We start from the raw sequence: 21,268 nt of genomic DNA on the forward strand, positions 1-21,268 counted from the left end.
GAGGGCCAGCAGCGGTGGCAGCGCCGCGGCCCTCCACGCATCAAGCCCCTTGCGGCGCCACCTTCCCGGCGTCCGGATCCTGGTCGTGGTCATCGCCCTTGCTGCTCTTCGCGCCCTTGCGGTTCGCCAGCAGGAAGGCGATGAACTGCCACGCGATGAACACCGCCATGATGCCCAGCAGCGTCGCGCTGATGGGCCGCTGCACGAAGACATCGAACTTGCCCCGGCTGATCAGCATCGCCCGGCGGAAGTTCTCCTCCAGCATCGGCCCCAGGATGAAGCCCAGCATCAGCGGCGCCGGATCCATGTCCAGCCGCATGAAGATGTAGCCCGCCAGGCCGAAGGCCGCCGTGACGAAGACGTCGTCCAGGTTGTTGTTGACGCTGAAGGTGCCGATGCAGCAGAAGAACAGGATCGACGGGAACAGCACGTTGTACGGGATCTTGAAGACCGACAGCCAGTAACGCACCAGCGGCACGTTCAGCACCACCAGGAACACGTTGCCGATCCACATGCTCGCCACCAGCCCCCAGAAGATGTCCGGGTGTCCGGCGATCATGTTCGGCCCCGGCTGGATGCCCTTGATGATGAACGCGGCCATCATCAGCGCCATCACCGGGTTCTCCGGGATGCCGATGCTCATCAGCGGGATGAAGCTGGTGCGCGCCGCCGACTCGTCCGCCGCCGCCTGGCCGGCCACGCCCTCGATGGCGCCGTCGCCGATCTCACGGCGGTACTTGCTGACCTTCTTGTCGACCGCATACGCCGCGAACTGCGCGATCGTCGGTCCGCCACCCGGCAGGATGCCCAGGAACGAGCCCACCACGCTGCCGCGCAGCGCGCTCGGGATGATGCGCTTGAACTCCGCCCACGTCGGCATCAGATGGATCTTGCCGTTGAAGGGCGTGCGCTCGTTCTTGGCGTCCAGGTTCTTGGAGATCTCCGCGATGCCGAAGCATCCCAGCGCGATGCTCACCAGCCCCACGCCTTCCGCCAGGAAGGGCATGTCGAAGGTGTAGCGCTCCATGCCGCTGTTGACGTCCGTGCCGATCTGGCCGAAGAGCACGCCGATCAGGCACATCGCCAGGCCATTGAGCAGGCTGCCCGTGGTCACGAAGCTCACGCACAGGAAGCCCAGCAGCATCAGCGCGCAGTAATCCGCCGGGCCGAACAGGAAGGCCACCTCGCCCAGCGTCGGCGCCAGGCAGGCCAGCACCACGATCGCGACCGTGCCGCCGATGAAGCTCGAGATGCCCGCCGTGAACAGCGCCAGCCCGGTCTTCCCCTTCAAGGTCATCTGGTACCCGTCGATGCAGGCGACGATGGAACTCGCGTGCGGGATCTTCATCGTGATCGCGCTGACGCTGTCGCCGTACTGGGCGCCGTAGTAGATGCCGGCGAGCATGATCAGCGCGCCGTTGACGGGGATGGAATAGGTCAGCGGCAGCAGCACGCTGATCGTGGCCAGCGGGCCCAGGCCCGGCAGCAGGCCCACCAGGGTGCCCACCACGCAGCCGATCGCGCAGAACATCAGGTTCTGCCAGGTCAGCGCGTGCTCGAAGCCGAAGGCCAGGTTGTGAAGGATCTCCATGGCGGCCTCCTTACAGCAGCGGCAGGTTGAGGCCGAGGAACTTCTGGAACATGAAGGCGATCGCCAGCAGGCCGATCGAGATCAGGACGTTCCGCTTCCACGAGTAGTTGCTCCCCGCGGCCGTCGCGATGAAGACCATCACCACGATGCCGGCCGACATGTTCAGGAAGCGCGAGACCAGCGAGAACGCGCACAGCGCGCCCAGGATCAGGCCGATGTTCTTGACCTTGAAGTCCAGTCCCGGGCCGCCGGAGACGACGCCCCGCACGATGGTGGCCAGCGCCACCAGGCCCAGCAGCACGCTGATCATCAGCGGGAACAGCCCCGGACCAGCGTGGTCCATGCGGCCGATGGGATAACGCAGCGCGCCCAGTCCGAAGAACAGGGCCACCGCGGCGAGGAACAGGCCTCGCGCGAGCGAACGGTTGAAGGTCATGGAACACACCAGAAGGGTCCGAGATGTGCCCATGTTTCCGGCGACGCCTCGCGCTGTCGTACGCATTTCTGCGCAGCGGCGGCCTCCGGACGGGGGCTCGACAGCTTATGGACAGCTTCAGGTTAAGAAGTCGTTTGATCGGCGTTTTAGGCTCGTTCGTCCGCTGTCGCGAGCGCGTCACGGCGTCGTTGACGCGCTACGCCGCGCCGAGGTCGAAAGCCCCCACGACGCGGTTGAGCCGGCTCGCGTGATCGTCGAGCGCCGTCGCGGTGGAGGCCGACTCGACCACCAGCGCCGCGTTGCGCTGCGTCATCTCGTCGAGCTGGGTCACCGCGGCGTCGATGCGGCCGAAGTCGCGGCGCTGCTCGCCGGCGGCGTCGGCGATGTCCTTGATCAGCGCGGCCACGCGCTGCACCGCGCCCACGATCTCGCCCATGGTGCGGCCGGCCTCCTGGACCTGCGCCGCGCCCGCGCCCACCTGCTCGGTCGAGGCGGTGATCAGCGCCTTGATCTCGCGCGCCGCCTGCGCCGAGCGCTGCGCCAGCGAGCGCACCTCCGCCGCCACGACGGCGAAGCCGCGTCCCTGTTCGCCGGCCCGCGCCGCCTCGACGGCCGCGTTCAGCGCCAGGATGTTGGTCTGGAAGGCCAGGCCGTCGATGACGCCGATGATGTCGGCGATGCGGCTGGAGGCGCGGTGGATGTCGTCCATGGTCGCGACGACGCGCGTCACCGCGCCGCCGCCCGCATCGGCCACGCGCGTCGCCTGGTCGGACAGCTCGCGCGCCTGCTGCGCGGCCTCCGCGGTGTGGCGCACCGTGGCCGCCAGCTGCTGCACCGACGCGGCGGTCTCCTGCAGGCTGGCGGCGGCCTGTTCGGTGCGGGTGGACAGGTCGCTGTTGCCCGCCGCGATCTGCGTCGAGGCGCTGCCGATGTGCTGCGAGGCCTCGCGCACGCGCGCCATCGCGGCGTTCAGGCGCTGCAGCGACTCCTTGATGCGGCGGCCCGCCGGCGTGCTCGCCTTCACGTGCGCGACGTCCAGCGCCAGCCGGTCGTCCTCGCTGCCCAGCGCGCGCACCAGGTCGTGCAGCTCCAGGCCTTCCTTGGTGTTGCGGCGCATGTGCACGGCCATCACCAGCTCGATGCCGGTCTGGGCCACGACGTAGGCCGCGTGCAGCAGGATGCGGCCCAGGTCGGGCTCGCTCAGGCAGTAGGTGCCCAGGCCCGCGGCCAGCAGGCGGTCGAAGAGCAGGTGATGCACCGCGAAGAGCGCCGCGCCCAGCACCAGCACCTTCCAGTCGCGGTACATCAGCAGATAGGCCAGCGTGACGAAGACGCCGAAATGCAGCTCCACCATGCCGCCGCCGAGATGGATGTGCAGCATCACCATCATGGCCTGCGCGGCGGTGAGCGCCAGGCGCGTGCCCGAGGCGCCGGGCGCCGCGACGCAGGCCAGCGCGCCGGCGGCGAGCAGCGCGGTGCCCATGCCCGCCGCGAGGCCGAACTGCGCGTAGCGCCAGCCCAGTCCCAGCGCGAGCAGCCAGCTCAGCGCCAGGATCAGCAGCATGGCGCGGTCGCAGGCCGCGTAGATGCGGTGGAAGCCGGTCAGGCCGGCGGCCGGACCGTGGCCGGCGCGCGCGCCGGGGTGGAGGTGCGTTGTCATCGTCGTTCTCCCTCGTTGGGCGGGCGGCGCTCCCACGACGGCACCGGCCTCGCCGGCTGCATGTTCGTTTCAGGATGTGACGGCGAGCCTGGGAGAAACGCCGAGACGCAACACCCGGCGCGCGACGGATTTCACGCTTGCACGGCAGCGTTGTCAGCCGCGGTGCCGGCCCTGCTCCGCGGTCCGGCGGCGGCATGCACCTCGTCGCGCAGCCAGCGCTGGGCCACGTGGCCATGGTTGCGCTCGTGCCAGACCATGGCGATCTCGAAGCCGTCGATGGGCAGCGGCGGGGCCAGGACCTGCAGGCCCGCGGCGCGATGGCGCACCAGGCGCTCGGGGACGAGCGCGACGAGATCGGAGCGGCAGACGATGTCCGGCACGAACAGGAAGGACGCGGCCGACAGCACGACCTGGCGCTTCAGGCCGAGCGCCGCGAGCGCGTGATCCACCGGCGTCGAGAACGCGCCGCCGGCCGGCGAGACGACGACCTGCTCGAGCCGGGCGAAGGCCTTCGCGCTGAGCTTGCCCGTCACCGCCGGATGGCCGCGGCGGGCGATCAGCTTGTAGCACTCCTGGAACAGCGGCCGCATGCGCAGGCTGGGCGCGGCCTCGATCGGCTGCATCAGGCACAGGTCGATGTCGCCGCGCGCGAGCTGCGCCGCGTGCTGGTGCGAATCCATCTGGCGGATGGCGACGCGCACGCCCGGCGCGCTGCGGCGCAGGCGCAGCACCAGCGGCTGCAGCACGGCCATCTGCAGGTAGTCGGAGGCGGCGATCGTGACCGTCAGGTCGGCGGTCGCGGGATCGAAGTGCAGATGCGAGGTGGCGACGCCGCGCACCTGGTCCAGCGCCTGGCGCAGCGGCTCGAGCAGCGCCAGCGCCTTGGCCGTCGGCGTCATGCCGCGCTGCGCGGGCAGCAGCAGCGGGTCCTCGAAGACGTCGCGCAGCCGCGCCAGCTGCGCGCTGACGGCCGGCTGGCTCAGGTGCAGCCGCGCCGCGGCCTTGGTCACGTTGCGCTCGGTAAGCAGCGCTTCAAGCGTCACGAGCAGGTTCAGGTCGAGGCGGCTGGTATCCATGTGATCGATAGTAGGCCAGAGAAGGATCGATTTCACCGATGGCGTCCGGATCGGCAGACTGAGGCTGATTCCCTGTTCCAACCCGCTCTGAAGGAGCCGCCGATGAATGCCATTTCCCCTTCCGCCACCGAGTCGCGCCCTGCGACGGACCGCGATGCCGCCGGCAAGACCGTGCTGATCGTCCACGCCCATCCCGAGCCGAGCTCGCTGACGCGCACGATGGTCGGCGTGGCCGCCGAGACGCTGGGCGCCGCCGGGCATCGCGTGCTGCAGTCCGATCTCTACGCGATGAACTGGAAGGCGGTCTACGACGAGCGCGACTTCGCGCATCGCCTGGACGCGAAGCGCCTGGACTTCACGCGCGAGTCCGGCCACGCCTACGAGAACGGTCATCAGGCCGCGGACATCGTCGAGGAGCAGCGCAAGCTGCTGGCGGCCGACCTGGTGATCCTGCAGTTCCCGCTGTGGTGGTACGGCATGCCGGCGATCATGAAGGGATGGGTCGATCGCGTCTGGGCGCGGGGGCTGGCCTATGGCTACCAGGGGCAGGGCAACCGGCTGCGCTTCGGCGAGGGCGGCTTCGCGGGGCGCCGCGCGATGGTGTCGGTGACGACCGGCGGGCCGGCGGTGGACTTCGGGCCGCGCGGCATCAACGGGCCGATCGATCAGCTGATGTTTCCGGTCACGCACGGGATGCTGTTCTTCCCCGGCATGTCGGTGCTGAAGACGCAGGTCGTGCACGGCACCGGCCAGATGACGGAGGAAGGCGTGCAGGCGGCGATGGACGCGTGGCGCGAGCGTCTGGCCGGCGTCTTCGACGAAGCGCCGATCGCCTTCCGGCCGCAGAACGGCGGCGACTACCCGGATGGGCACCAGCTCCGCGATGACGTGGCGCCGGGGCGCGTGGGCTTCGAGGCCCACGTCGCCGGTTGAGGCGAGGTCAGCCGGTCAGCGAGGCGGACGAGGCGGACGGGGCGGACGAGGCGATCACGCGGAGCAGCCGCTGCAGATGCGGTGGCGTGGCCGGGTCGTCGAACCGCAGCTCGGTGCCCGAGGACAGCAGGAAGAAGCCGAGCTGCTCGAAGGCGATGACGGAGGCCGGCACTCGCCGGTCGGTCATCCGCGAGCCGTCGATGACCGTCACGGCGCCGCCGCCGACGACGCGCAGCCCCTGGCCGGGATGGACGATCAGCGCCGTGTCCTCGTCGATGCCCACGCCGGTGCGGCGCGGATCGAGCGAGACCAGCTGCAGCAGCCGCGCATGACGCTTGCGCTGCGCGAAATGCTGGTCGATGACGAGGGACGGCATCAGTCCGAGCGCGGGATGCAACGCCTGCGAGGGGCCGGCGAACTGCTCATTGAGGTCGCCGACCGGCATGTGCGCGCCGAGCGCCGACGCGCCCGCGCTGGTGCCGGCGATCGCGAGTTCTCCGCGGGCATGGCGCTCGCGCAGCAGCGCGTGCAGCGGCGTGCCGGCGACGGTGTCCACGAGGCGCTCCTGGTCGCCGCCGGTCAGGAAGAGCAGGTCCGCGTCGCGCAGCGCGTCGAGCGCCGCCGGCGCGCCGGCCGCGGCGCGGTCGCGGGGGTCGAGCCAGGCCGGCGCGGCGCCCAGCGAGCGGAAGGCGGGTTCGTACTGGGACCAGAGCAGGTCGGGCTCGCCGCTGGCGGTGCTCAGGACGAGGACCCGCGGCGGTGTGCCGGCGGAGCGCTCCTGCCGGCACGCGTCGATCAACTCGCGCAGGACCTTGCCCGGCGTCAGGCGATCTTCGTTGCCGCCGATCAGCGCGATCGGCGCCGGCGGGCGGGTGGGGCGGGGACGGGAACTCATCAAGAGCGGAACGATACGCCAAGCGCGGTCACGGCCCCGCCGCCGGATCGCACGCGCGCATGACAGCAGAAGGACATCCCCCCATTTTCGGGGGCATCCCCGCCGCATTCGTCGCGTCCGCCACGAAATGCTCCCTTCCTCGGGACGCTCCCGATGGGCCCCCCTGTCCGGCTGCGATAGATTCGCGCCCGCCGCCGGCGTAGATCGGCGGCACATGAGTATCCAGGAGGGGGAAATCCCATGAACATTCGCAATCTGCTGGCCGCCGCCATGCTGGCCGCCGGCGTGGCCGCCGCGCCGGCCGTCCTTGCCCAGGACAAGCACCTGGCACCCGGTTTCACCGAACTGCCCAAGGCGTCCGAAGTGGTCGTCCTGCCGGTCGACGTCGAGCTGTTCTCGATGTCGGCGGGCGGGGTCAACGAGCCGCGCGCCGACTGGACCTCGTCGGCCCAGGGCTTCATGAAGGCCGCGCTGCAGAAGAAGACCGGCACGCTCGGCCTGAAGACGCTGCAGCTGGAGGAGAAGGATGCCGACGAGTTCGGCGAACTGATCTCGCTGCATGCCGCCGTCGCGCGTTCGATCGCGCTGCACCACTCGAGCGGCGGTGTCTGGAAGCTGCCGACCAAGGAAGGCCGCCTGGACTGGAGCTTCGGCGACGCGATGCGTCCGCTGCGGGACAAGACCCATGCCCGCTATGGCCTGTTCCTGTGGGTGCGCGACAGCTACGCCAGCGCCGAGCGCAAGGCCGCGATGATCGCGATGGCGCTGCTGGGCGTCGGCCTGACCGGCGGCGCGCAGGTCGGCTACGCGTCGCTGGTGGACCTGGACAGCGGCCAGGTGCTGTGGTTCAACCAGCTGGCGCGGGCCTCGGGCGACCTGCGCGAGGCCGCGCCGGCCGCCGAATCGATCGATGCGCTGTTGAGCGGCTTCCCGCGCGTGCAATGAGGCGCCGTGCGATGCTGGCCGGCCTGGGGGCCGGCTGCCTGCACTGCGCCACGTTCGCCCAGTCGGGCGACTGGGTCGCGCCGGCGCGCTTCGAGAAGCCCGCCGTCGAGAGCGACGAGGGCGGGCTGTGGGCCATGATGGAACGCGAGGAAACGAAGCTGCGCCGCAGCCCGTTCCTCATGCGCGATGCGCCGCTGCGCGACTACCTGCAGGAGATCACCTGCAAGCTCGGGGGCGAGCATTGCGCCGACATCCGCGTCTACCCGGTGCGCACGCCGTTCTTCAACGCCAGCATGGCCCCCAACGGGATGATGCAGGTGTGGTCCGGCCTGCTGCTCCGGGTGGACAACGAGGCGCAGCTCGCCGCGGTGATCGGCCACGAGATGGGGCATTACCTGCAGCGCCACACGCTGGAGCGCATGCGGGACATCAAGTCGCGCAGCGCTGGCAACCTGGTGCTCGCGATGTTCGGCGTCATCGGCGCGGTGGGGCAGATCATCAATTCGGCGGGCGCCTTCGGCTTCTCGCGCGACCATGAACGCCAGGCCGACGCGATCGGCCTGGCGCTGATGCGCAAGGCCGGCTACGACACGCGCGAGGCCGCCAAGATCTGGGAGAACCTGCGCCTGGAGATGGCCGCCGCGCACGATCCGACCAAGAGCAGCGGCGGCGGCCTGTTCGCGACGCACCCGCCCAGCGCGGAGCGCAGCGACACGCTGGCGCGCCTGGCCGAGGCCGATACCGGCGGCTTCGTCGGCGACACCGAGTTCAACCAGCGCCTGGCAGGCCTGCAGCAGATGATGCTGGAGGACGAGCTCAAGCGCGGTCAGCACGGCGAGACGCTGGTGCTGCTGAACCGGTTGATCGGGCGTTCGCCGCAGCGCGCGGACCTCATCTACTTCCGCGGCGAGACGCACCGCATGCGCAACCAGGCCGACGACGGCGACATGGCGCTGAGGGACTTCGACGCGGCGCGCGCGATGGGGCACGAGCCGCCCCAGCTGTACCGCTCGATGGGCTACCTGATGAAGGCCCGCGAGCAGCCCGACAAGGCGCGGGAGGCCTTCGCGCGCTACATCGAGATGGCGCCCGAGGCCGCCGACGCCAGCCTGATCAAGAGCTATCTGTAATGAACATGCGGACGCCGCGGGCGTCCGCCGAGGAGGAATCATGAGCAAGCAATCCTGGACATCCGTGAAGACCGCCTGGACGACGCGACTGGCGGCGCTGGCCGTGGCCGTGGCGCTGACGGGCTGCGCGGCGGTGAGCCACGTGGCCACTGGCGACGCCGTCGTGGGCAACCGCCTGGCGCTGAAGCTGGACACGCCGTGGAACCAGTTCGAGCAGGGCATGAGCACCTCGACGCCGACCTGGACCGTCGAGGGCATCACCGTGGACGCGCTGCAGTTCTACGTGGGCATCAAGGACGGCGCGCCGATCACGCGGGTGCAGGGAAGCGACAACGGCAAGAAGCCGCTGACCTTCAAGGCCGCCATGCAGCCGCAGGACATCGTCTCGCTGTACGAGGCGCTGCTGACCCGCGATGGTTCGAGCTTCCAGCTCGACAAGCTGGAGCCGGCCCCGTTCCTGGGCGGCCAGGGTTTCCGCTTCGAGTACACGCTGAACCGCAAGGCCGATGACGTGCCGATGCGCGGACTGGCGGTCGGCGCGGTGCGCAATGGCGAGCTGTTCGTGATCCAGTACAGCGCGCCGCGCCTGGTGTTCTTCCCGCGCTACCAGCCGCGCGTCGAGGCGCTGATCCGCAGCGCGTCGCTCAAGGGCTGAGGCCGGAACAGGCCGGGAGGTCTTGCCGCGGTGCCGTGAGCGCAGGCCTTCGGCCCCGGCGAGCCTGCCTCAGACCAGCGCGATGGCGGACGCTTGGTAGCTCGCCGTGCCACCGCCGGTGTTCGTGATCGTGGCCGACGGGTGGCTGCCTGAGGCGTTGAACGTGATCGTACCGCCAGCGCTGTTGGAACCCAGCATTGAGACGAGCGTCGCCGCGCCGTTGTAGCTGGACGAATAAAGGGCCCAGCCGCGCACGAGGTGGCCACCAGGCCCCGAGGAGATGACGGACACGAGCACCAGGCGCTGCTGGTCGCGGATGGTTCCGGAGCCAGCGCCGAGAATGTTCATGTCGATGGTGAAGCTCTTGTCGGCGTTGGTGCCACTGGCGACGGCGTTGCCGGTCACGTCGCCTCTGAAGGCAGTGGTTCCGGTGAACGCGACGGCCTCAGGGAACGTCGCCGGCTGCAGCACGCCGTCGAAGACGTTCTTGCTCATCGTCGCGTTGCCCAGCGGGTTCATCGCATTGCCCTGGAAGGTGTTAGACGAGAGCAGCGTGCTGGGGACGGCAGCCTGGTAGAACCCGACGCCACTTTGCTCCGCCGTCACCAGGAAGTTTTGCGGGCCGGCGGTGTTGTCAGTCTTGACGAAGGTCGCGCCTGTGACGCTGATGTTCGAGGCCAGGTTCGCCACGTTTGGCGTGGGGTCGCCGAGGTTGAGCGCTGCGTGCTGCGAGGTGACCTTGAAGTAGCCTCCCGTCACGCTGGAGCCCGGCCCGATCTGGACCATCGCAACGTTCATGCCGCCCTGAATGTCGTTGTTCGCGAAGGCGACTGCGGCGGCGAAGGCAACCGCAGCGGCGCTGCCGCCTTGCATGCAACGCACCTTATTGTTCGCGAAGATGCCCGACCCTGCGGAGACCGCGCCGCCCGGGAATTCAACGAAGCTGGAATTCGTGACGGAGGTCCAACCCTTGGCGTCGATGCCCATCATGCCGGGCGCGGCTTGCGGGGCCGACCAGAAGTCCACGAAATCGAAGTTCATCTCGCTGTGCGTATCGACTCGCGCGACGGCGTCGAAGAGGTATTCCGCAGTGACGTGCGAGGTGAAGTTGTCGCTGCTGCCGCCCGTGCCCACGCCGCTGTCCGCGGCGTGTAGGCCGCAAGCCGCCTGGGTGAGCCACAGGTCGCGGTGGGTGACGCCGTTGACGGCGGTGCAATGGCTTAAGGTGAGGTTGCGGGATGTCGAAGCGTAGGACGACGGCCCCGATAGGCACAGGTCCCGGATGGTCGACGGCACGCCACCGATTCGATAGCTCCAGAGCAGCTTGTAGTAATCCTGGACGCCCTTGTTGTTGGCCTCGAAGAAGGCTGCATCTTGCAAGGACTGGATGATGGTTTGGTAGGCGCCTGCTCCATACAGCGCAGATTCCTGCCCGTGCATTCGGACCAGCCCGATACCACCGCGCTTTGCGCTGAAGTTGACCAAGTAACGGCCCGGCGGCACGTAGACCGACCCCGAGCTCGCCCAGAGCGCGCGCTGTAGGCCGATGTAGTCCCAGGTGTCCGTGTCCTCGAAGGGCTTGGCAACCGGCGGATTGAAAGTCCCTCCGACGCCGTACGGCGAATTGCCCAGGTCGGTCTGGAAAGGCGAATTCGACCAGGTGTTCCAGCTTGCCGATTGGATGCTGATGCCCTGGGACGCCGGCGTTGCACCGGTCCCGTCCCCCAGCGCGCCGAAGTCCTTTGCGTTGGCCACGTCAGTCATGCTTTGGATCTCCCTGAGAAAGTGATGCTTGGCGGAAGCATCGTATGCGTCCGGCGAACTCACATCGAAATGGCGGCCGTGTCGTTTCAGGCGTGTTGCGCTGCGTGGCTTAGCGCCATTGGCCGCGTGTCAGCTCTTCGGGCACCTTCGGAATCCCAGCACTGCAGTGCGGCTGTCAAGGTTGGACAGGTCGGGAGGAGGTATGCCGCCAGAGAATTCATGTGGACTGAACAAGCGGCGTGCTTTGCGCGACCGAGGCTGGCTTCCCGACGGTAGATCGGCTGATGGTCGTCACGCTTGATGACGAATATCCGCGCCAACTCGAACCTCCCAAGCCTGCTTTCTCGATGGTGAGAAGTTCAGGCTAGGGCTGTGAAATGCCCGTGTTCATGGGCCTTCCGGCTGTCCTCAGGTTGGAACCGGATTCTGTGCGTCGTCGGGCCGCCGACAACTTCAAGGCTGCCAGGTTCTCACTGAACGGGGCGTCCGATGCGTTCACACGCTTTTCGATGCTGGGTGCGGCGCCAGCGGGACGCGCCTCAACGGAACGAGGGACGTGACCCTGTAGTCGAAGACCACGAAGTGCCCGACAGGTTGATGAGTTCTTTGATGGGTGGAAGTGAAAAACGGCCGCTAGGGCCCGTTCTTGCTTACTTCTTGGCGGAGACGGTCGAAATCGAACCCGCACCGAACGACAAAACAACGTCGACGGAAACATCAAAAAGGGGGCCGCTAGGCCCCCTTAGTTTTGCCTACAAGAAGCGCCGAGCGACCGCTGAAGACTCGGGCTTCTCAACGCGCAAGATGACCCGCTTGATGCTCGACAAGTGGCACCCATAGCGGCGGGCGAGCTCGGTACGTGTGTAGCGTCCCGACAACCATTCCTTGTAGCACCGCTGCTCCTGGCTCTCCGTCAACGCCCGCTTACGCCCTAGCTTGGCACCCCGCTCCACCGCGGCGAGCTGGCCAGCCATACTGCGCTCGCGGATCATGGACCGCTCGAACTCAGCGAACGCGCCCAACAAGTGCATCATCATCCGCCCGGCAGGGCTACTCGTGTCGATAGGCTCCGTCAAGCTTCTAAACGAGGCGCCCGCTGACTCTATACGGTCAAGGATGCGAAGCAGATCCGACAACGAGCGAGCGAAGCGATCCACCTTATAGACCGCCACAACATCCCCGGGCTGCAAGCGATCAAGCAGGCTCTCTAAAGCGGGCCGCACCTGTCCGGCGCTCCTCTTCTCCTCTACGACGTGGCGAACCTTCGCCCGGCGCAAGGCGTCCCGCTGCAATGCCGTCTCCTGCTCTGTAGACGACACGCGCGCGTATCCATACAGCATGACCTTCGTTGTTTTGTCCTACCCTGCGATGGAGCTTGCCGCAGGCGGTGGGCCCTCGGTCGAAAGAAAAAAGGTGTCTCCGAAGCCCGACAACCAAGTCATGCACTCAACCGGACCATCGGCCGCCTCCCCATACGCCAGGGCGATCAGGTCAGCCATCGCATACGCCTTGAACCGCACAACCACAGGCGCAGGCAACTCGACGCCCTGACTCCCGCTGTAGCGGTTCGACCAGTCATCACCCTCAGCGAACGCCTTGAGCATGTACTTCGAGAGATAGGCAGCAAGCTTCCCACTGGACTGCTGCGAGAAGCGCTTACGCCGCTGCTGATCGATGTTGCCGCCGAACTCGCCCACCACGGCACGCCACACGGCACGCACCACGTTAAACGACTTCACCTTGACCCCAACCCACGGCAGCGCCTGCGGAAGCCGATGGATCGCCATGTGGACATGCCAGGCGCCGCGCTGCTGCCGCTCGAAGGCCGCGACGTAGACGAAGCCAGGCAGCAGCCGCCGCATCCGGCGCACGAACTCCTTCATGTGCTGCTTGCATAGTGCCAGGTCTTGCTGATTCGCCCTGTATGTGAGCGTCAGCAGGGCATCGAGCCCAAGCACCTTCACGCGTCGACGGACTTGTGTCTTGGCACGTCTCGCGGCCCTAAGGAGATTAGCCTCCCGCCGATCCTCAGCGAACTCGGCCCGCTCCAACTCCCACATCGCCAGCTCAGCCGGGGTGGCCCGACGCATCTCCTCCCAAATCACTTGCCGCGTGATGACAGCTTCCTTGTGACCGTTGCCAAGATGATGCACGCGCATGACATGCTCATCACTTCGCTTGCCTTCGTACAGGATTCCGTCTATAAGCCTTCGCACTTGCACTCCCGCGTTGAGTGTTAGTCACCGCCCCCGGACTGCTGGTAACAGTCGCGGGGGCATTCTTTTTGCCCCGTGGAAGGCCGTAGACGACGTCCGGGCCTCCAAAAAGGTCCGGTTGGACCTGCACCCTTACCGACGGCTTCGAAGCGCTCATAGGACTCCCAACCAATTACGCCAGCCACTCGAGCGAGCGACGCATTTCGTCGATCGACGAATTCCGCCAACACTGCAGGAGGTGACGCATTTCGTCGGCCAACGAAACATGCCACCGCCGGCGGGCGCTCATACGACAGAAACGAGCTTCGCCAAGCAAGCGGCGACCTCCCATGGGTAAGCACCTGCCTCGATCCGCTGGTAGTGCCTCAACGACTTGCCGCAGCGTGTAGCCGCCTCCGCCTGAGTCAAACGCAACTCACGTCGACGCGCGGCAACACGTGACACCGGAGCACCAGCCCGAGCCCGGTAGGCACCACGAGAACCACCGGTATTCCTCCCCATACAGCCCCCTGTGTTCTGAAGTGTCCTAGGAATAAATCTAGGCGGCGCTCCGCGCCGCCGCCCCCGCTGCGCAGGAGTCGGCGGCGCGGATGCACCGACCCCATGCTTGCGAAGCCGCGCTGCGAATGGAGTGATCCGGGCCATCAGGCCCACCATGCGGAGCGCGCCGCGCTAACCGGAGGGTCTGGTCTTGAATGGCGCGCAGCGCCGGCATGCGCGCGTCAAGCGGAAGGCTCATGAGCCGCTCGACCTCGGGAAGCTTCGGCTTGAGCGGCACGCGTTTGACCACCTTGGGCGCCGGGACCGGCCGCGGCGGCATGAGCATGCAAAAGTTGCCAGCATCGCGCGTCGCCATGAACAGCTGTGTAGTCCGATAAGCCGCATACAGGTCACGACCACGATAGATCCACGTGTCGGCGTGCGGCGCACCAGGACCGAAACCATAGGTCACTACGCCCATGTGTACGCGCGGCATATTCCCCTTGACCATCCCCCACGTAAGGATGTTGATCAGGTGGCCCAACAGCGGGATCTTGAGTCGATCCAAGCGTTTGCACTGAACCCGGTAATCGAACAGCGTGGTCCGAGCCTGCTTATCGAGCAAGCCAACATCCTGAACGATGAAGTAGAGATCCCAACCACGCTTGCGACTGTGCAGCAGCCAGTCAATAGTGCGCTGACGATCACCGCCGTTCCACTCGCGAGCGTTCAGCCACACCGCGCACTCGTCCAACACAATGGCGCCATTGCTCTCTTCAACACCAGTGTCATGCACCGTGGGCAGCGAGTCGAAATCCTCTGCCGTGGGACGGTCAGGCATGCGGATCACCTGGGCCGTCGGCGGCGACTTGCAAAGCTTCCCAAGGTCAAGATCCAGATTCGTCGCGACCGGCTTACCAGCCTCGATGTAATCACGGATACGAGCAACCGCCACCAAGCTCTTCCCGGCACCTCGAGTGCCCGTAATGACGTAGCCCGCCATGATCAGGTGATATACGCGGCCAGCCGCAGATTCTCCGCGTTCCAGCGATACAACGCAGCGGCCGCATCCACAGCGAGACAAGCGCTGACGCAGGCAGGAGCGTTATCCGGAACGCACAGCCACACGCCTATAGCAACACCTGACCCCGCCGGAAACCCCGCCGCGATGCCAACGAGCGCCACGGTGACCGCCGTGTAGAAGCCCAGCGTGAGAACCGAGAACGTTGCGACGGCCGCAAACGCCATGGCGGTCTTCTTCGTCACGTATTTAACGAAGAACTCCAGGAGGGCACCAAACAGCCCAACAAACAACCCACCGAGCAACGGCATTGTTAACTCCTACCAGTGTTTGAAGTGACGCTCCGCCACGCATAAAGCAGCGAAAGCATGTAGACCATCCACGAAAGCAAGCTGCGCCATAGATTGGCGATCGGGGAGCCGCATGGATCGAACGTCAACGGACCTATCCGCGTCGCCACAGACTCTGCGGCACACGCGCCGGTTGGCAGCAGGAGCGCACTGGGACTCCAGGGAAGGCCCTTGGCAGCCTGAGCACCGGTAGCAACGCCTTCCATCATGCTTTTGACGCCCTCAGCAGCGGTGTTCAACTTCGCCTCCGCAGCATTGGCCTTTGCGTCGACTTCTGCCTGACCAGGCGTCCCTTGCTCATCGATCTTGCACGGAGCTTCGCCCGGGCGACCACAGGTTTTGAGCTCGATCTCCGTGCCGTTCGGCGTGCCACTACCGCTACCGTTGCCGACTCCGCCTGAGCCGTCGGTAGCACTGCCAGTACCGCCGCGAAAATTCCCATCTCCCGGCTGCTTAGGCCCGCCATCCGCATTGCCGGTACCGGTCGACGGGTTGCGGTTCGAATCCGTCGTCTTGCTACCTGCACGAGGATTGCCTTGCTGGATCGGTACGTCGCTCGCCTGCTTCGGATCCGCGGTGCCAAGCTTGCCGACACACACCTTCTTATCGTTCACCGTTCCTAAATACCCGTCGCAGTCAGGACTCTTTTGACCAGCGTCCATCGAGGGCGTGACAGTCATATTTTCGGCACCACATGTCTTGCCGGTGTAGGTGACTTCATAGTCAACAGACAACCGATACAAGCCCTGCTCATTCGCAGTCTTCGACTGCCACGCATTCGAAGCCTTTGGCGCCACGGTCGCCGTACATACGCTGTCGCAGACCTTAGTGCCGCCGATTGCCTGCGCCGTCGCAATCACGGGCGCCTCCCACACGGTCTCCGAATCAGACCCACTGGTACGGGACCAACCAATGGTGAAGTTGCGGGTCTCTGAGCTACCAGCCCGCACGTCGCACTGATCTGACGACGGATCACGATCCACCATGGTTTTGGACACCCCAACAGTGGAGTCGAAGGTTTGGCACTGCCAGTCAGTGGAATAGCTGTAGAAGTTGCAGCGCTCGCGATTCAGAAGGCCACTGCTAGACCCATTGGCCGGAGGCTCGGGCGGCATGGTTTTGATGGTGTAGTTCGTCCGACTACGGTAACCAAACTGAGTGTTCTCCGGCTCTGTGATCTTCGAGATCAAGTCAGACACAGCGCCGCCGACCGAGGAGCTACAGCCAGTCTCGACACCACTCTCGCTAATGGCCTTGTAACAAGGCACCTGCACAGCAGACGCACTCCCAGCGATAGCGAACAGACAGAGCGCAACAAGTGCACGAAGCAGGACAAGCGCGCGAGCAGCGAACATGAAGACCTCCAAGAAAAACGCCCCTCAGGGCAAGAGCACTGAGGGGCGCAGCAACCGCGATCAGGTCGCCTTGCTGGCGATCTTCTTCACGATCTTCAGGATGGCGGTGCCGCCCAGGACGACGCCCAGCAGCGTGAAGCCATAGCCGAGCACCGTGCCGAAATCGGCCGCGATCCCGGTGAACACAGCTTCGGCACCCGCCGGGACGGCAGCATTGGCGGACGTGACACCGATGGCCGCAACGGCCAGGACAAGCGCCTTCATCGCGCCTTGCTTCTTCAGTTCCATGTGACTCTCCAGTCATGGGCGTTGATGAATAGCACAGCCTGCCCAACGCTGCACCGAGGATCAGGTCACCGACTCGGCAACCTGCAAAACAGCCTTGTGAAACGCGCCTGCCGCGAAGCCGCCACCGAAGGCGAGCAAGCAGCAGCCGATGTACCAAGCGATCTCCGCGTCCATCAGCGAAGCCTCCCAGCGATGTAGCCAACAACGAACAGAAGCACGACAAACCCCCACGTAAGAAGGTTCAAAGCCTGATCACTTGTGAACACTGCGTTCCTCCAGATAGACACGAGCGAGAAGGGCATCACAGTGGGCCTGCGCAGCGAGATCCACACGAACACGCATCCAATCGCGGCAACCCGACATGCGGTACTGCGTACTTGCAGCGCAGCCAGACAACGGCAACGCAGCCAACGCGAGCAGAAGCACCGACCAATAGAGCACTGCGGATCGACGGTCCACACCCGGCCTCAGCGCCACAGTCAGGTCGAGGAAGGCTTCGGCGCACGCGCGGTGGCCTGCGGGATCTCAACAAGCCCCGTCAACACGGCCTCGATACGCCGCGAGGCAAAGTTGGCGTGCAATGCGAACGTCGCGGTGAACGTGCCCGGCTTCACCTTCTCCCGAAGGGACTTGGGCACCTGCAGGACGCCGACCTGATCGACTGAACCGTCATCGTTCAGAAGCAGGCACTCCGCGTCCTGCATGTCGTAGGCCTTCTGAGTCTTCGCGCTGATGCCGGTCTTAGGCTCGTTCAGCTTGAGGATTTGGATGATGCTTTGCATGGTCACTCCGTGTGCGCCCAAGCTCGCAAGCCGGGCAATTGGTGGTAAGCGCAAATCGCGACAATCCCGACCACGGAGGAACGTATGAAGAAGCTGCTAGCGCTCGCGCTGATCGCCGTCACGACGGCCAACGCTGCACCACGCCCGGAGAACCTCAAGCGCATTCAAGGCTTGATCGCGTCCAAGCCAGCAAGTGCCGCGTCTGGCGCGCGTGACACCGCTGCTCCCCCACCGCCGAAATCCAGCGGCCCCCGCAGATAGAATACGTGATCAATCTGCACACGTGATCGTTTTGATCACGATGCAAGTGTGATCATTTTGATCATGGGAGTCAAGGCGTGTTCGACGAAATCCTCACGAATCTGAACGACGAGCAACGGACGGAACTAGCCGCTCGCGGCATCAAGCGCGAACTGCTGTACGCATGGCGTCATCGCAAGCGCCTGCCGACCGAGGTTCAAGTTGTGGACGTTGCAGAGATCACCGGCGCTGACTGGGCCGACCTGCAAAAGGAGATCACTGTGATGCGCGCGCCTGAGGAGCGCCGGGCCGAGGTGGCCCGCATGCTGAACTGGCGGAGACGGTGAGATTCGAACTCACGGAGGGTGTGAACCCTCGGCGGTTTTCAAGACCGCTGCCTTAAACCACTCGGCCACGTCTCCAGGGAGAAGGCGCGCATTGTATGCGCGGCTCAGTCCGCTCCAGGCTTCCTCGCCTGCGCGCAGGGCACCTGGATGATTTCGAGCGCCTGGCCGTCCGCCACGCGCGCCGCGGTGAGCTCGCCGCCCCAGACGCAGCCGGTGTCCAGCGCCAGCAGGTCCGGGCGCTGCACCAGCCCCAGCGTCGACCAGTGCCCGAACGCGATCGGGTGACCCGCCGTGCGCCGCTCCGGCACATCGAACCACGGCAGGTAGCCCTCCGGCGCCGTTCCCAGGCCCTCCTTGGTCTTGAAGTCCAGCTTGCCCTTCGCGTTGCAGTAGCGGATCCGCGTCAGCACGTTGATCACGAAGCGAAGCCGCGCCGCACCTTCGAGCCCCGCCTTCCAGCGGTCCGGCTCGTTGCCGTACATCTGCGGCAGGAACCCTGCCAGCTCCGGTCCGCGCAGCAGCGCGTGCACCTCCTCGGCCAGGGCCAGGGTCTGCTCCGCGTCCCATTGCGGCACCACCCCCGCGTGCACCATCAGCCAGCCCTGCGCCCGCATCGCCAGCCGCTGGCGGCGCAGCCACTCGAGCAGCGCCTCGCGGTCGGGCGCCTGCAGGATCGCGTCCAGCGTGTCCCCTTTGTGCGGGGCGCGCACGCCGGCGGCGGTCGCGAGCAGGTGCAGGTCGTGGTTGCCCAGCAGGCACTGGGCCGCGTCGCCCAGCGACTGCAGCCGCCGCAGCGTCGTCAGGGAATCCGGCCCCCGGTTGACCAGATCGCCCAGCAGGTAGAGCCGGTCGCGGGACGGCGAGAAATCGATCTTTTCGAGCAGACGCGCCAGCGCGTCGCAACAGCCTTGCAGATCGCCAATGAGGTAATGCATAGCGGGATTTTGCGGTGTCGATGTCACACAGCCTCTGCTAACCTTGCCGGCCTTGTGTTTTGGGCGCGACTCGGGGTAACTACCCGGTCCGCGCTGTCAATGGATACCGCCCTAGTTCTCTTCCTGATACTGCTCAACGGATTGTTCGCCATGTCGGAGATGGCCCTCACGGCTTCCCGCAAGGCACGCTTGCAAGTGATGGTGGAGAGCGGCGAGGCCGGCGCGCAGGCCGCGATGGACCTGCATGAGAACCCCACCAAGTTCCTGTCCACCGTCCAGATCGGCATCACCTCGATCGGCGTGCTCAACGGCATCGTCGGCGAGGCCGCCTTCTCCGCGCCCGTGGCCGAGATCCTGCTGGCCCATTTCCCGCTGACCACCCGCGCCGCCGAGATCGCCGCCACGGGCCTGGTCGTGGTGATCCTGACCTTCGTGACCATTATCTTCGGCGAGCTGGTGCCCAAGCGCCTGGGCCAGATGTTCCCGGAGAACGTCGCCCGCCTGGTGGCGCCGCCGATGGAGATCATGTCGCTGGTCACCCGGCCGTTCGTCAAGCTGCTGAGCTTCTGCACCGAGTTCACGCTGAAGCTGCTCGGCATGGGCGGCCGGGCCAGCCGCGCGGTGACGGAGGAGGAGATCGCCGCCAGCCTCGAGGAAGGCCGCGACGCCGGCGTCATCGAGGAGCACGAGCACCAGATGGTGCGCAACGTGTTCCGCCTGGACGAGCGCCAGATCGGCTCGATGATGATCCCGCGCGCCGAGATCGCCTGGCTGGACATCACCGACCGCCCCGAGCAGGTGCTGCAGATCCTGCGCGCCCATGGCTACAGCCGCTATCCGGTCTGCCGCGGCGGGCTGCATGACGTCGTGGGCGTGCTCAGCGCGCAGAGCCTGCTGGCGCGGGCGCTGGCCGGCGAGAGCCTGGACCTGGCGCAAGGCCTGGACGCGCCGGTGTTCGTGCCCGAGACGCTGTCCGGCATGGAACTGCTCGCGCACATGCGCGGGGCCGAGACGCCGCTGGTGTTCGTCGTCGACGAGTACGGCGAAGTGCAGGGCGTCGTGGCGATGCGCGACGTGCTGGAAGCCATCGCGGGCGAGTTCAACTCGTCCGATGGCGAGGACGCCTGGGCGGTCCAGCGCGAGGACGGCAGCTGGCTGATGGACGGCCTGATCCCCATCACCGAGCTGAAGGACCGCCTGGACTTGAAGGAACTGCCCGAGGAGGACCGTGGGCGCTACAACACCCTGGCCGGCATGGTGATGCTGCTGCTGGGGCGTCTGCCGCGCACGGCCGATGTGGTGGAGTGGGACGCGTGGAGATTCGAGGTGGTCGACCTCGATGGCAAGCGTGTGGACAAGGTGCTGGTCTCGCGACTGGCGGACGATGGAGTGAATGTATGAGCAACCCCCCGATGTATGAGAACCTGGTCCCGGTGGACCGGGTGCAGCACAAGAACACCCGCATGAAGGTCGGCGCCCAGGTGCTGGACCGCGTGACGCCGCTGAATTCGCTGTTCATCGCCGTGGCCGAGTTCGCGGACGCGAGCGCCGAGTACCCGGTGGTGTTCGTGCGCATCGGCACGGCCCCGGAAGGCCAGCGCCCGGCCGTCGCGCCGCTGGCGGTGTTCGGCCTGAAGCAGGGCAGCAACCTGTTCGTCAAGGACGGCCAGTGGACCGGCCGCTACGTGCCGGCCTACGTGCGCCGCTGGCCCTTCGCGATGGCCCGCATCGAGGAGAACTCCAGCGACATGGCGCTGTGCCTGGACGCCGGCGCCGGCGCCTTCTCCGAGACCGAGGGCGAGCCCCTGTTCAAGGAGGACGGCGAGGCCTCCGAGCTGCTGCTCAACGCCAAGCAGTTCTGCGAGGACTTCGAGCGCGAGGCCGAGCGCACCCGCCAGGCCTGCGAGCTGCTGCAGGACCTGGACCTGCTGCAGGACATGCGCTTCGAGGCGCAACTGCCCAGCGGCGAGAAGCTCGACGTCGACGGCTTCATGACGATCAACGAGAAGGCCCTGGCCGAGCTGCCCGACGCGAAGATCGTCGAGCTGCATCGCAATGGCCTGCTCGAGGTCATCACGATGCACCGCCAGTCGCTGCGCCTGATGAGCCGCCTGGCCCAGATGTACGTGCCGGCGAACTGAGCGGCGGCGTCGGGCCCCTCACCCCCGC

General features: G+C 66.4%; 22 protein-coding genes and 1 tRNA gene. 7 read left to right on the forward strand and 16 right to left on the reverse strand.

Features of this window, described 5'->3' with window-relative positions; translation table 11 throughout:
• Nucleotides 1–40: 40 nt before the first annotated feature.
• The 4 genes from ACEN96_RS08235 to ACEN96_RS08250 all read right to left on the reverse strand — a co-directional run bounded on the left by ACEN96_RS08235 (nucleotide 41) and on the right by ACEN96_RS08250 (nucleotide 4,763).
• Nucleotides 41–1,591 (reverse strand): tripartite tricarboxylate transporter permease, encoded by a 1,551-nt coding sequence (locus ACEN96_RS08235; protein WP_495587543.1) that lies wholly within the window; start codon nucleotides 1,589–1,591, stop codon nucleotides 41–43.
• A 10-nt stretch (nucleotides 1,592–1,601) separates the two neighbouring features.
• On the reverse strand, nucleotides 1,602–2,027 hold the full coding sequence (locus ACEN96_RS08240; protein WP_495587544.1) for a tripartite tricarboxylate transporter TctB family protein: 426 nt from the start codon (nucleotides 2,025–2,027) through the stop codon (nucleotides 1,602–1,604).
• A 196-nt stretch (nucleotides 2,028–2,223) separates the two neighbouring features.
• Nucleotides 2,224–3,687: a methyl-accepting chemotaxis protein gene (locus tag ACEN96_RS08245; protein ID WP_495587545.1), complete on the reverse strand. Its 1,464-nt coding sequence runs from the start codon at nucleotides 3,685–3,687 to the stop codon at nucleotides 2,224–2,226.
• A gap of 131 nt (nucleotides 3,688–3,818) precedes the next feature.
• Nucleotides 3,819–4,763: a LysR family transcriptional regulator gene (locus ACEN96_RS08250; RefSeq protein WP_495587546.1), complete on the reverse strand. Its 945-nt coding sequence runs from the start codon at nucleotides 4,761–4,763 to the stop codon at nucleotides 3,819–3,821.
• A gap of 102 nt (nucleotides 4,764–4,865) precedes the next feature.
• Between ACEN96_RS08250 and ACEN96_RS08255 the strand changes: the two genes are divergently transcribed.
• Nucleotides 4,866–5,696: an NAD(P)H-dependent oxidoreductase gene (locus tag ACEN96_RS08255; protein ID WP_495587547.1), complete on the forward strand. Its 831-nt coding sequence runs from the start codon at nucleotides 4,866–4,868 to the stop codon at nucleotides 5,694–5,696.
• A 7-nt stretch (nucleotides 5,697–5,703) separates the two neighbouring features.
• On the opposite strand, the gene ACEN96_RS08260 is transcribed toward ACEN96_RS08255, so the two are convergent.
• Complete coding sequence (locus tag ACEN96_RS08260; protein WP_495587548.1) at nucleotides 5,704–6,591, reverse strand: cyanophycinase; 888 nt, start codon at nucleotides 6,589–6,591, stop codon at nucleotides 5,704–5,706.
• A gap of 240 nt (nucleotides 6,592–6,831) precedes the next feature.
• Here ACEN96_RS08260 and ACEN96_RS08265 point away from each other — a divergent pair, with 240 nt between their 5' ends.
• From ACEN96_RS08265 to ACEN96_RS08275, 3 genes are read left to right on the forward strand one after another with little or no spacing between them, the layout of a single operon-like run.
• Entirely contained in the window at nucleotides 6,832–7,536 is a 705-nt protein-coding gene (locus ACEN96_RS08265) for a hypothetical protein (protein ID WP_495587549.1), read from the forward strand.
• Nucleotides 7,533–8,666: a M48 family metalloprotease gene (locus tag ACEN96_RS08270; protein WP_495587550.1), complete on the forward strand. Its 1,134-nt coding sequence runs from the start codon at nucleotides 7,533–7,535 to the stop codon at nucleotides 8,664–8,666. Before ACEN96_RS08265 ends, ACEN96_RS08270 begins: the two co-directional genes overlap by 4 nt.
• A 40-nt stretch (nucleotides 8,667–8,706) precedes the next feature.
• Entirely contained in the window at nucleotides 8,707–9,321 is a 615-nt protein-coding gene (locus ACEN96_RS08275) for a hypothetical protein (protein ID WP_495587551.1), read from the forward strand.
• 69 nt (nucleotides 9,322–9,390) lie between these two features.
• On the opposite strand, the gene ACEN96_RS08280 is transcribed toward ACEN96_RS08275, so the two are convergent.
• The 9 genes from ACEN96_RS08280 to ACEN96_RS08320 form a co-directional block, all read right to left on the reverse strand.
• A complete protein-coding gene (locus ACEN96_RS08280) occupies nucleotides 9,391–11,085 on the reverse strand; it encodes a hypothetical protein (protein WP_495587552.1) in 1,695 nt (564 codons plus the stop codon).
• A gap of 752 nt (nucleotides 11,086–11,837) precedes the next feature.
• Nucleotides 11,838–12,425: a recombinase family protein gene (locus tag ACEN96_RS08285; protein WP_495587553.1), complete on the reverse strand. Its 588-nt coding sequence runs from the start codon at nucleotides 12,423–12,425 to the stop codon at nucleotides 11,838–11,840.
• A gap of 18 nt (nucleotides 12,426–12,443) precedes the next feature.
• Nucleotides 12,444–13,244: a rolling circle replication-associated protein gene (locus tag ACEN96_RS08290; RefSeq protein WP_495587554.1), complete on the reverse strand. Its 801-nt coding sequence runs from the start codon at nucleotides 13,242–13,244 to the stop codon at nucleotides 12,444–12,446.
• A gap of 342 nt (nucleotides 13,245–13,586) precedes the next feature.
• Nucleotides 13,587–13,958, reverse strand: coding sequence for a helix-turn-helix domain-containing protein (locus ACEN96_RS08295; protein WP_495587555.1), 372 nt, complete (start codon nucleotides 13,956–13,958; stop codon nucleotides 13,587–13,589).
• Nucleotides 13,840–14,784, reverse strand: coding sequence for a zonular occludens toxin domain-containing protein (locus ACEN96_RS08300; RefSeq protein ID WP_495587556.1), 945 nt, complete (start codon nucleotides 14,782–14,784; stop codon nucleotides 13,840–13,842). The genes ACEN96_RS08295 and ACEN96_RS08300 overlap by 119 nt, the downstream gene beginning before the upstream one ends.
• 2 nt (nucleotides 14,785–14,786) lie before the next feature.
• The gene (locus ACEN96_RS08305; protein WP_495587557.1) at nucleotides 14,787–15,113 is read right to left on the reverse strand and encodes a DUF5455 family protein; all 327 of its coding nucleotides are present in this window, start codon (nucleotides 15,111–15,113) and stop codon (nucleotides 14,787–14,789) included.
• Nucleotides 15,114–15,115: 2 nt separating this feature from the next.
• Nucleotides 15,116–16,507, reverse strand: coding sequence for a hypothetical protein (locus ACEN96_RS08310; protein WP_495587558.1), 1,392 nt, complete (start codon nucleotides 16,505–16,507; stop codon nucleotides 15,116–15,118).
• Between the two features lie 60 nt (nucleotides 16,508–16,567).
• A complete protein-coding gene (locus ACEN96_RS08315; protein WP_495587559.1) occupies nucleotides 16,568–16,795 on the reverse strand; it encodes a hypothetical protein in 228 nt (75 codons plus the stop codon).
• Between the two features lie 479 nt (nucleotides 16,796–17,274).
• A complete protein-coding gene (locus ACEN96_RS08320; protein WP_495587560.1) occupies nucleotides 17,275–17,577 on the reverse strand; it encodes a hypothetical protein in 303 nt (100 codons plus the stop codon).
• 338 nt (nucleotides 17,578–17,915) lie between these two features.
• On the opposite strand from ACEN96_RS08320, the gene ACEN96_RS08325 reads away from it, so the two are divergent.
• Nucleotides 17,916–18,164 carry a hypothetical protein gene (locus ACEN96_RS08325; protein ID WP_495587561.1) on the forward strand — a complete coding sequence of 83 codons (249 nt, stop codon included), beginning with the start codon at nucleotides 17,916–17,918 and terminating at the stop codon, nucleotides 18,162–18,164.
• On the opposite strand, the gene ACEN96_RS08330 is transcribed toward ACEN96_RS08325, so the two are convergent.
• Both ACEN96_RS08330 and ACEN96_RS08335 read right to left on the reverse strand, forming a co-directional pair.
• A tRNA-Ser gene (locus tag ACEN96_RS08330) sits at nucleotides 18,150–18,239 on the reverse strand. The two genes, ACEN96_RS08325 and ACEN96_RS08330, sit on opposite strands and share 15 nt — an antisense overlap.
• 29 nt (nucleotides 18,240–18,268) lie before the next feature.
• Nucleotides 18,269–19,099: a symmetrical bis(5'-nucleosyl)-tetraphosphatase gene (locus ACEN96_RS08335; RefSeq protein ID WP_495587562.1), complete on the reverse strand. Its 831-nt coding sequence runs from the start codon at nucleotides 19,097–19,099 to the stop codon at nucleotides 18,269–18,271.
• Nucleotides 19,100–19,198: 99 nt separating this feature from the next.
• Here ACEN96_RS08335 and ACEN96_RS08340 point away from each other — a divergent pair, with 99 nt between their 5' ends.
• Both ACEN96_RS08340 and ACEN96_RS08345 read left to right on the forward strand, forming a co-directional pair.
• A complete protein-coding gene (locus ACEN96_RS08340; protein WP_495587563.1) occupies nucleotides 19,199–20,500 on the forward strand; it encodes a hemolysin family protein in 1,302 nt (433 codons plus the stop codon).
• Nucleotides 20,497–21,240, forward strand: a complete 744-nt coding sequence (locus tag ACEN96_RS08345) for a SapC family protein (RefSeq protein WP_495587564.1) — start codon at nucleotides 20,497–20,499, stop codon at nucleotides 21,238–21,240. The genes ACEN96_RS08340 and ACEN96_RS08345 overlap by 4 nt, the downstream gene beginning before the upstream one ends.
• Nucleotides 21,241–21,268 lie beyond the last annotated feature (28 nt).

It is taken from the genome of Roseateles sp. Mitsp63, assembly GCF_059491535.1.

Excerpts from the sequence above, each read along its gene's own strand:
- ACEN96_RS08280 (WP_495587552.1), bottom strand. The coding sequence starts at position 11,085 with ATGACTGACGTGGCCAACGCAAAGGACTTCGGCGCGCTGGGGGACGGG.
- ACEN96_RS08245 (WP_495587545.1), bottom strand. The coding sequence starts at position 3,687 with ATGACAACGCACCTCCACCCCGGCGCGCGCGCCGGCCACGGTCCGGCC.
- ACEN96_RS08250 (WP_495587546.1), bottom strand. The coding sequence starts at position 4,763 with ATGGATACCAGCCGCCTCGACCTGAACCTGCTCGTGACGCTTGAAGCG.
- ACEN96_RS08295 (WP_495587555.1), bottom strand. The coding sequence starts at position 13,958 with ATGGTGGGCCTGATGGCCCGGATCACTCCATTCGCAGCGCGGCTTCGC.
- ACEN96_RS08235 (WP_495587543.1), bottom strand. The coding sequence starts at position 1,591 with ATGGAGATCCTTCACAACCTGGCCTTCGGCTTCGAGCACGCGCTGACC.
- ACEN96_RS08305 (WP_495587557.1), bottom strand. The coding sequence starts at position 15,113 with ATGCCGTTGCTCGGTGGGTTGTTTGTTGGGCTGTTTGGTGCCCTCCTG.
- ACEN96_RS08300 (WP_495587556.1), bottom strand. The coding sequence starts at position 14,784 with ATGGCGGGCTACGTCATTACGGGCACTCGAGGTGCCGGGAAGAGCTTG.
- ACEN96_RS08255 (WP_495587547.1), top strand. The coding sequence starts at position 4,866 with ATGAATGCCATTTCCCCTTCCGCCACCGAGTCGCGCCCTGCGACGGAC.
- ACEN96_RS08345 (WP_495587564.1), top strand. The coding sequence starts at position 20,497 with ATGAGCAACCCCCCGATGTATGAGAACCTGGTCCCGGTGGACCGGGTG.
- ACEN96_RS08315 (WP_495587559.1), bottom strand. The coding sequence starts at position 16,795 with ATGGAACTGAAGAAGCAAGGCGCGATGAAGGCGCTTGTCCTGGCCGTT.
- ACEN96_RS08270 (WP_495587550.1), top strand. The coding sequence starts at position 7,533 with ATGAGGCGCCGTGCGATGCTGGCCGGCCTGGGGGCCGGCTGCCTGCAC.
- ACEN96_RS08310 (WP_495587558.1), bottom strand. The coding sequence starts at position 16,507 with ATGTTCGCTGCTCGCGCGCTTGTCCTGCTTCGTGCACTTGTTGCGCTC.
- ACEN96_RS08275 (WP_495587551.1), top strand. The coding sequence starts at position 8,707 with ATGAGCAAGCAATCCTGGACATCCGTGAAGACCGCCTGGACGACGCGA.
- ACEN96_RS08335 (WP_495587562.1), bottom strand. The coding sequence starts at position 19,099 with ATGCATTACCTCATTGGCGATCTGCAAGGCTGTTGCGACGCGCTGGCG.
- ACEN96_RS08265 (WP_495587549.1), top strand. The coding sequence starts at position 6,832 with ATGAACATTCGCAATCTGCTGGCCGCCGCCATGCTGGCCGCCGGCGTG.
- ACEN96_RS08290 (WP_495587554.1), bottom strand. The coding sequence starts at position 13,244 with ATGCGCGTGCATCATCTTGGCAACGGTCACAAGGAAGCTGTCATCACG.
- ACEN96_RS08340 (WP_495587563.1), top strand. The coding sequence starts at position 19,199 with ATGGATACCGCCCTAGTTCTCTTCCTGATACTGCTCAACGGATTGTTC.
- ACEN96_RS08260 (WP_495587548.1), bottom strand. The coding sequence starts at position 6,591 with ATGAGTTCCCGTCCCCGCCCCACCCGCCCGCCGGCGCCGATCGCGCTG.
- ACEN96_RS08285 (WP_495587553.1), bottom strand. The coding sequence starts at position 12,425 with ATGCTGTATGGATACGCGCGCGTGTCGTCTACAGAGCAGGAGACGGCA.
- ACEN96_RS08240 (WP_495587544.1), bottom strand. The coding sequence starts at position 2,027 with ATGACCTTCAACCGTTCGCTCGCGCGAGGCCTGTTCCTCGCCGCGGTG.
- ACEN96_RS08320 (WP_495587560.1), bottom strand. The coding sequence starts at position 17,577 with ATGCAAAGCATCATCCAAATCCTCAAGCTGAACGAGCCTAAGACCGGC.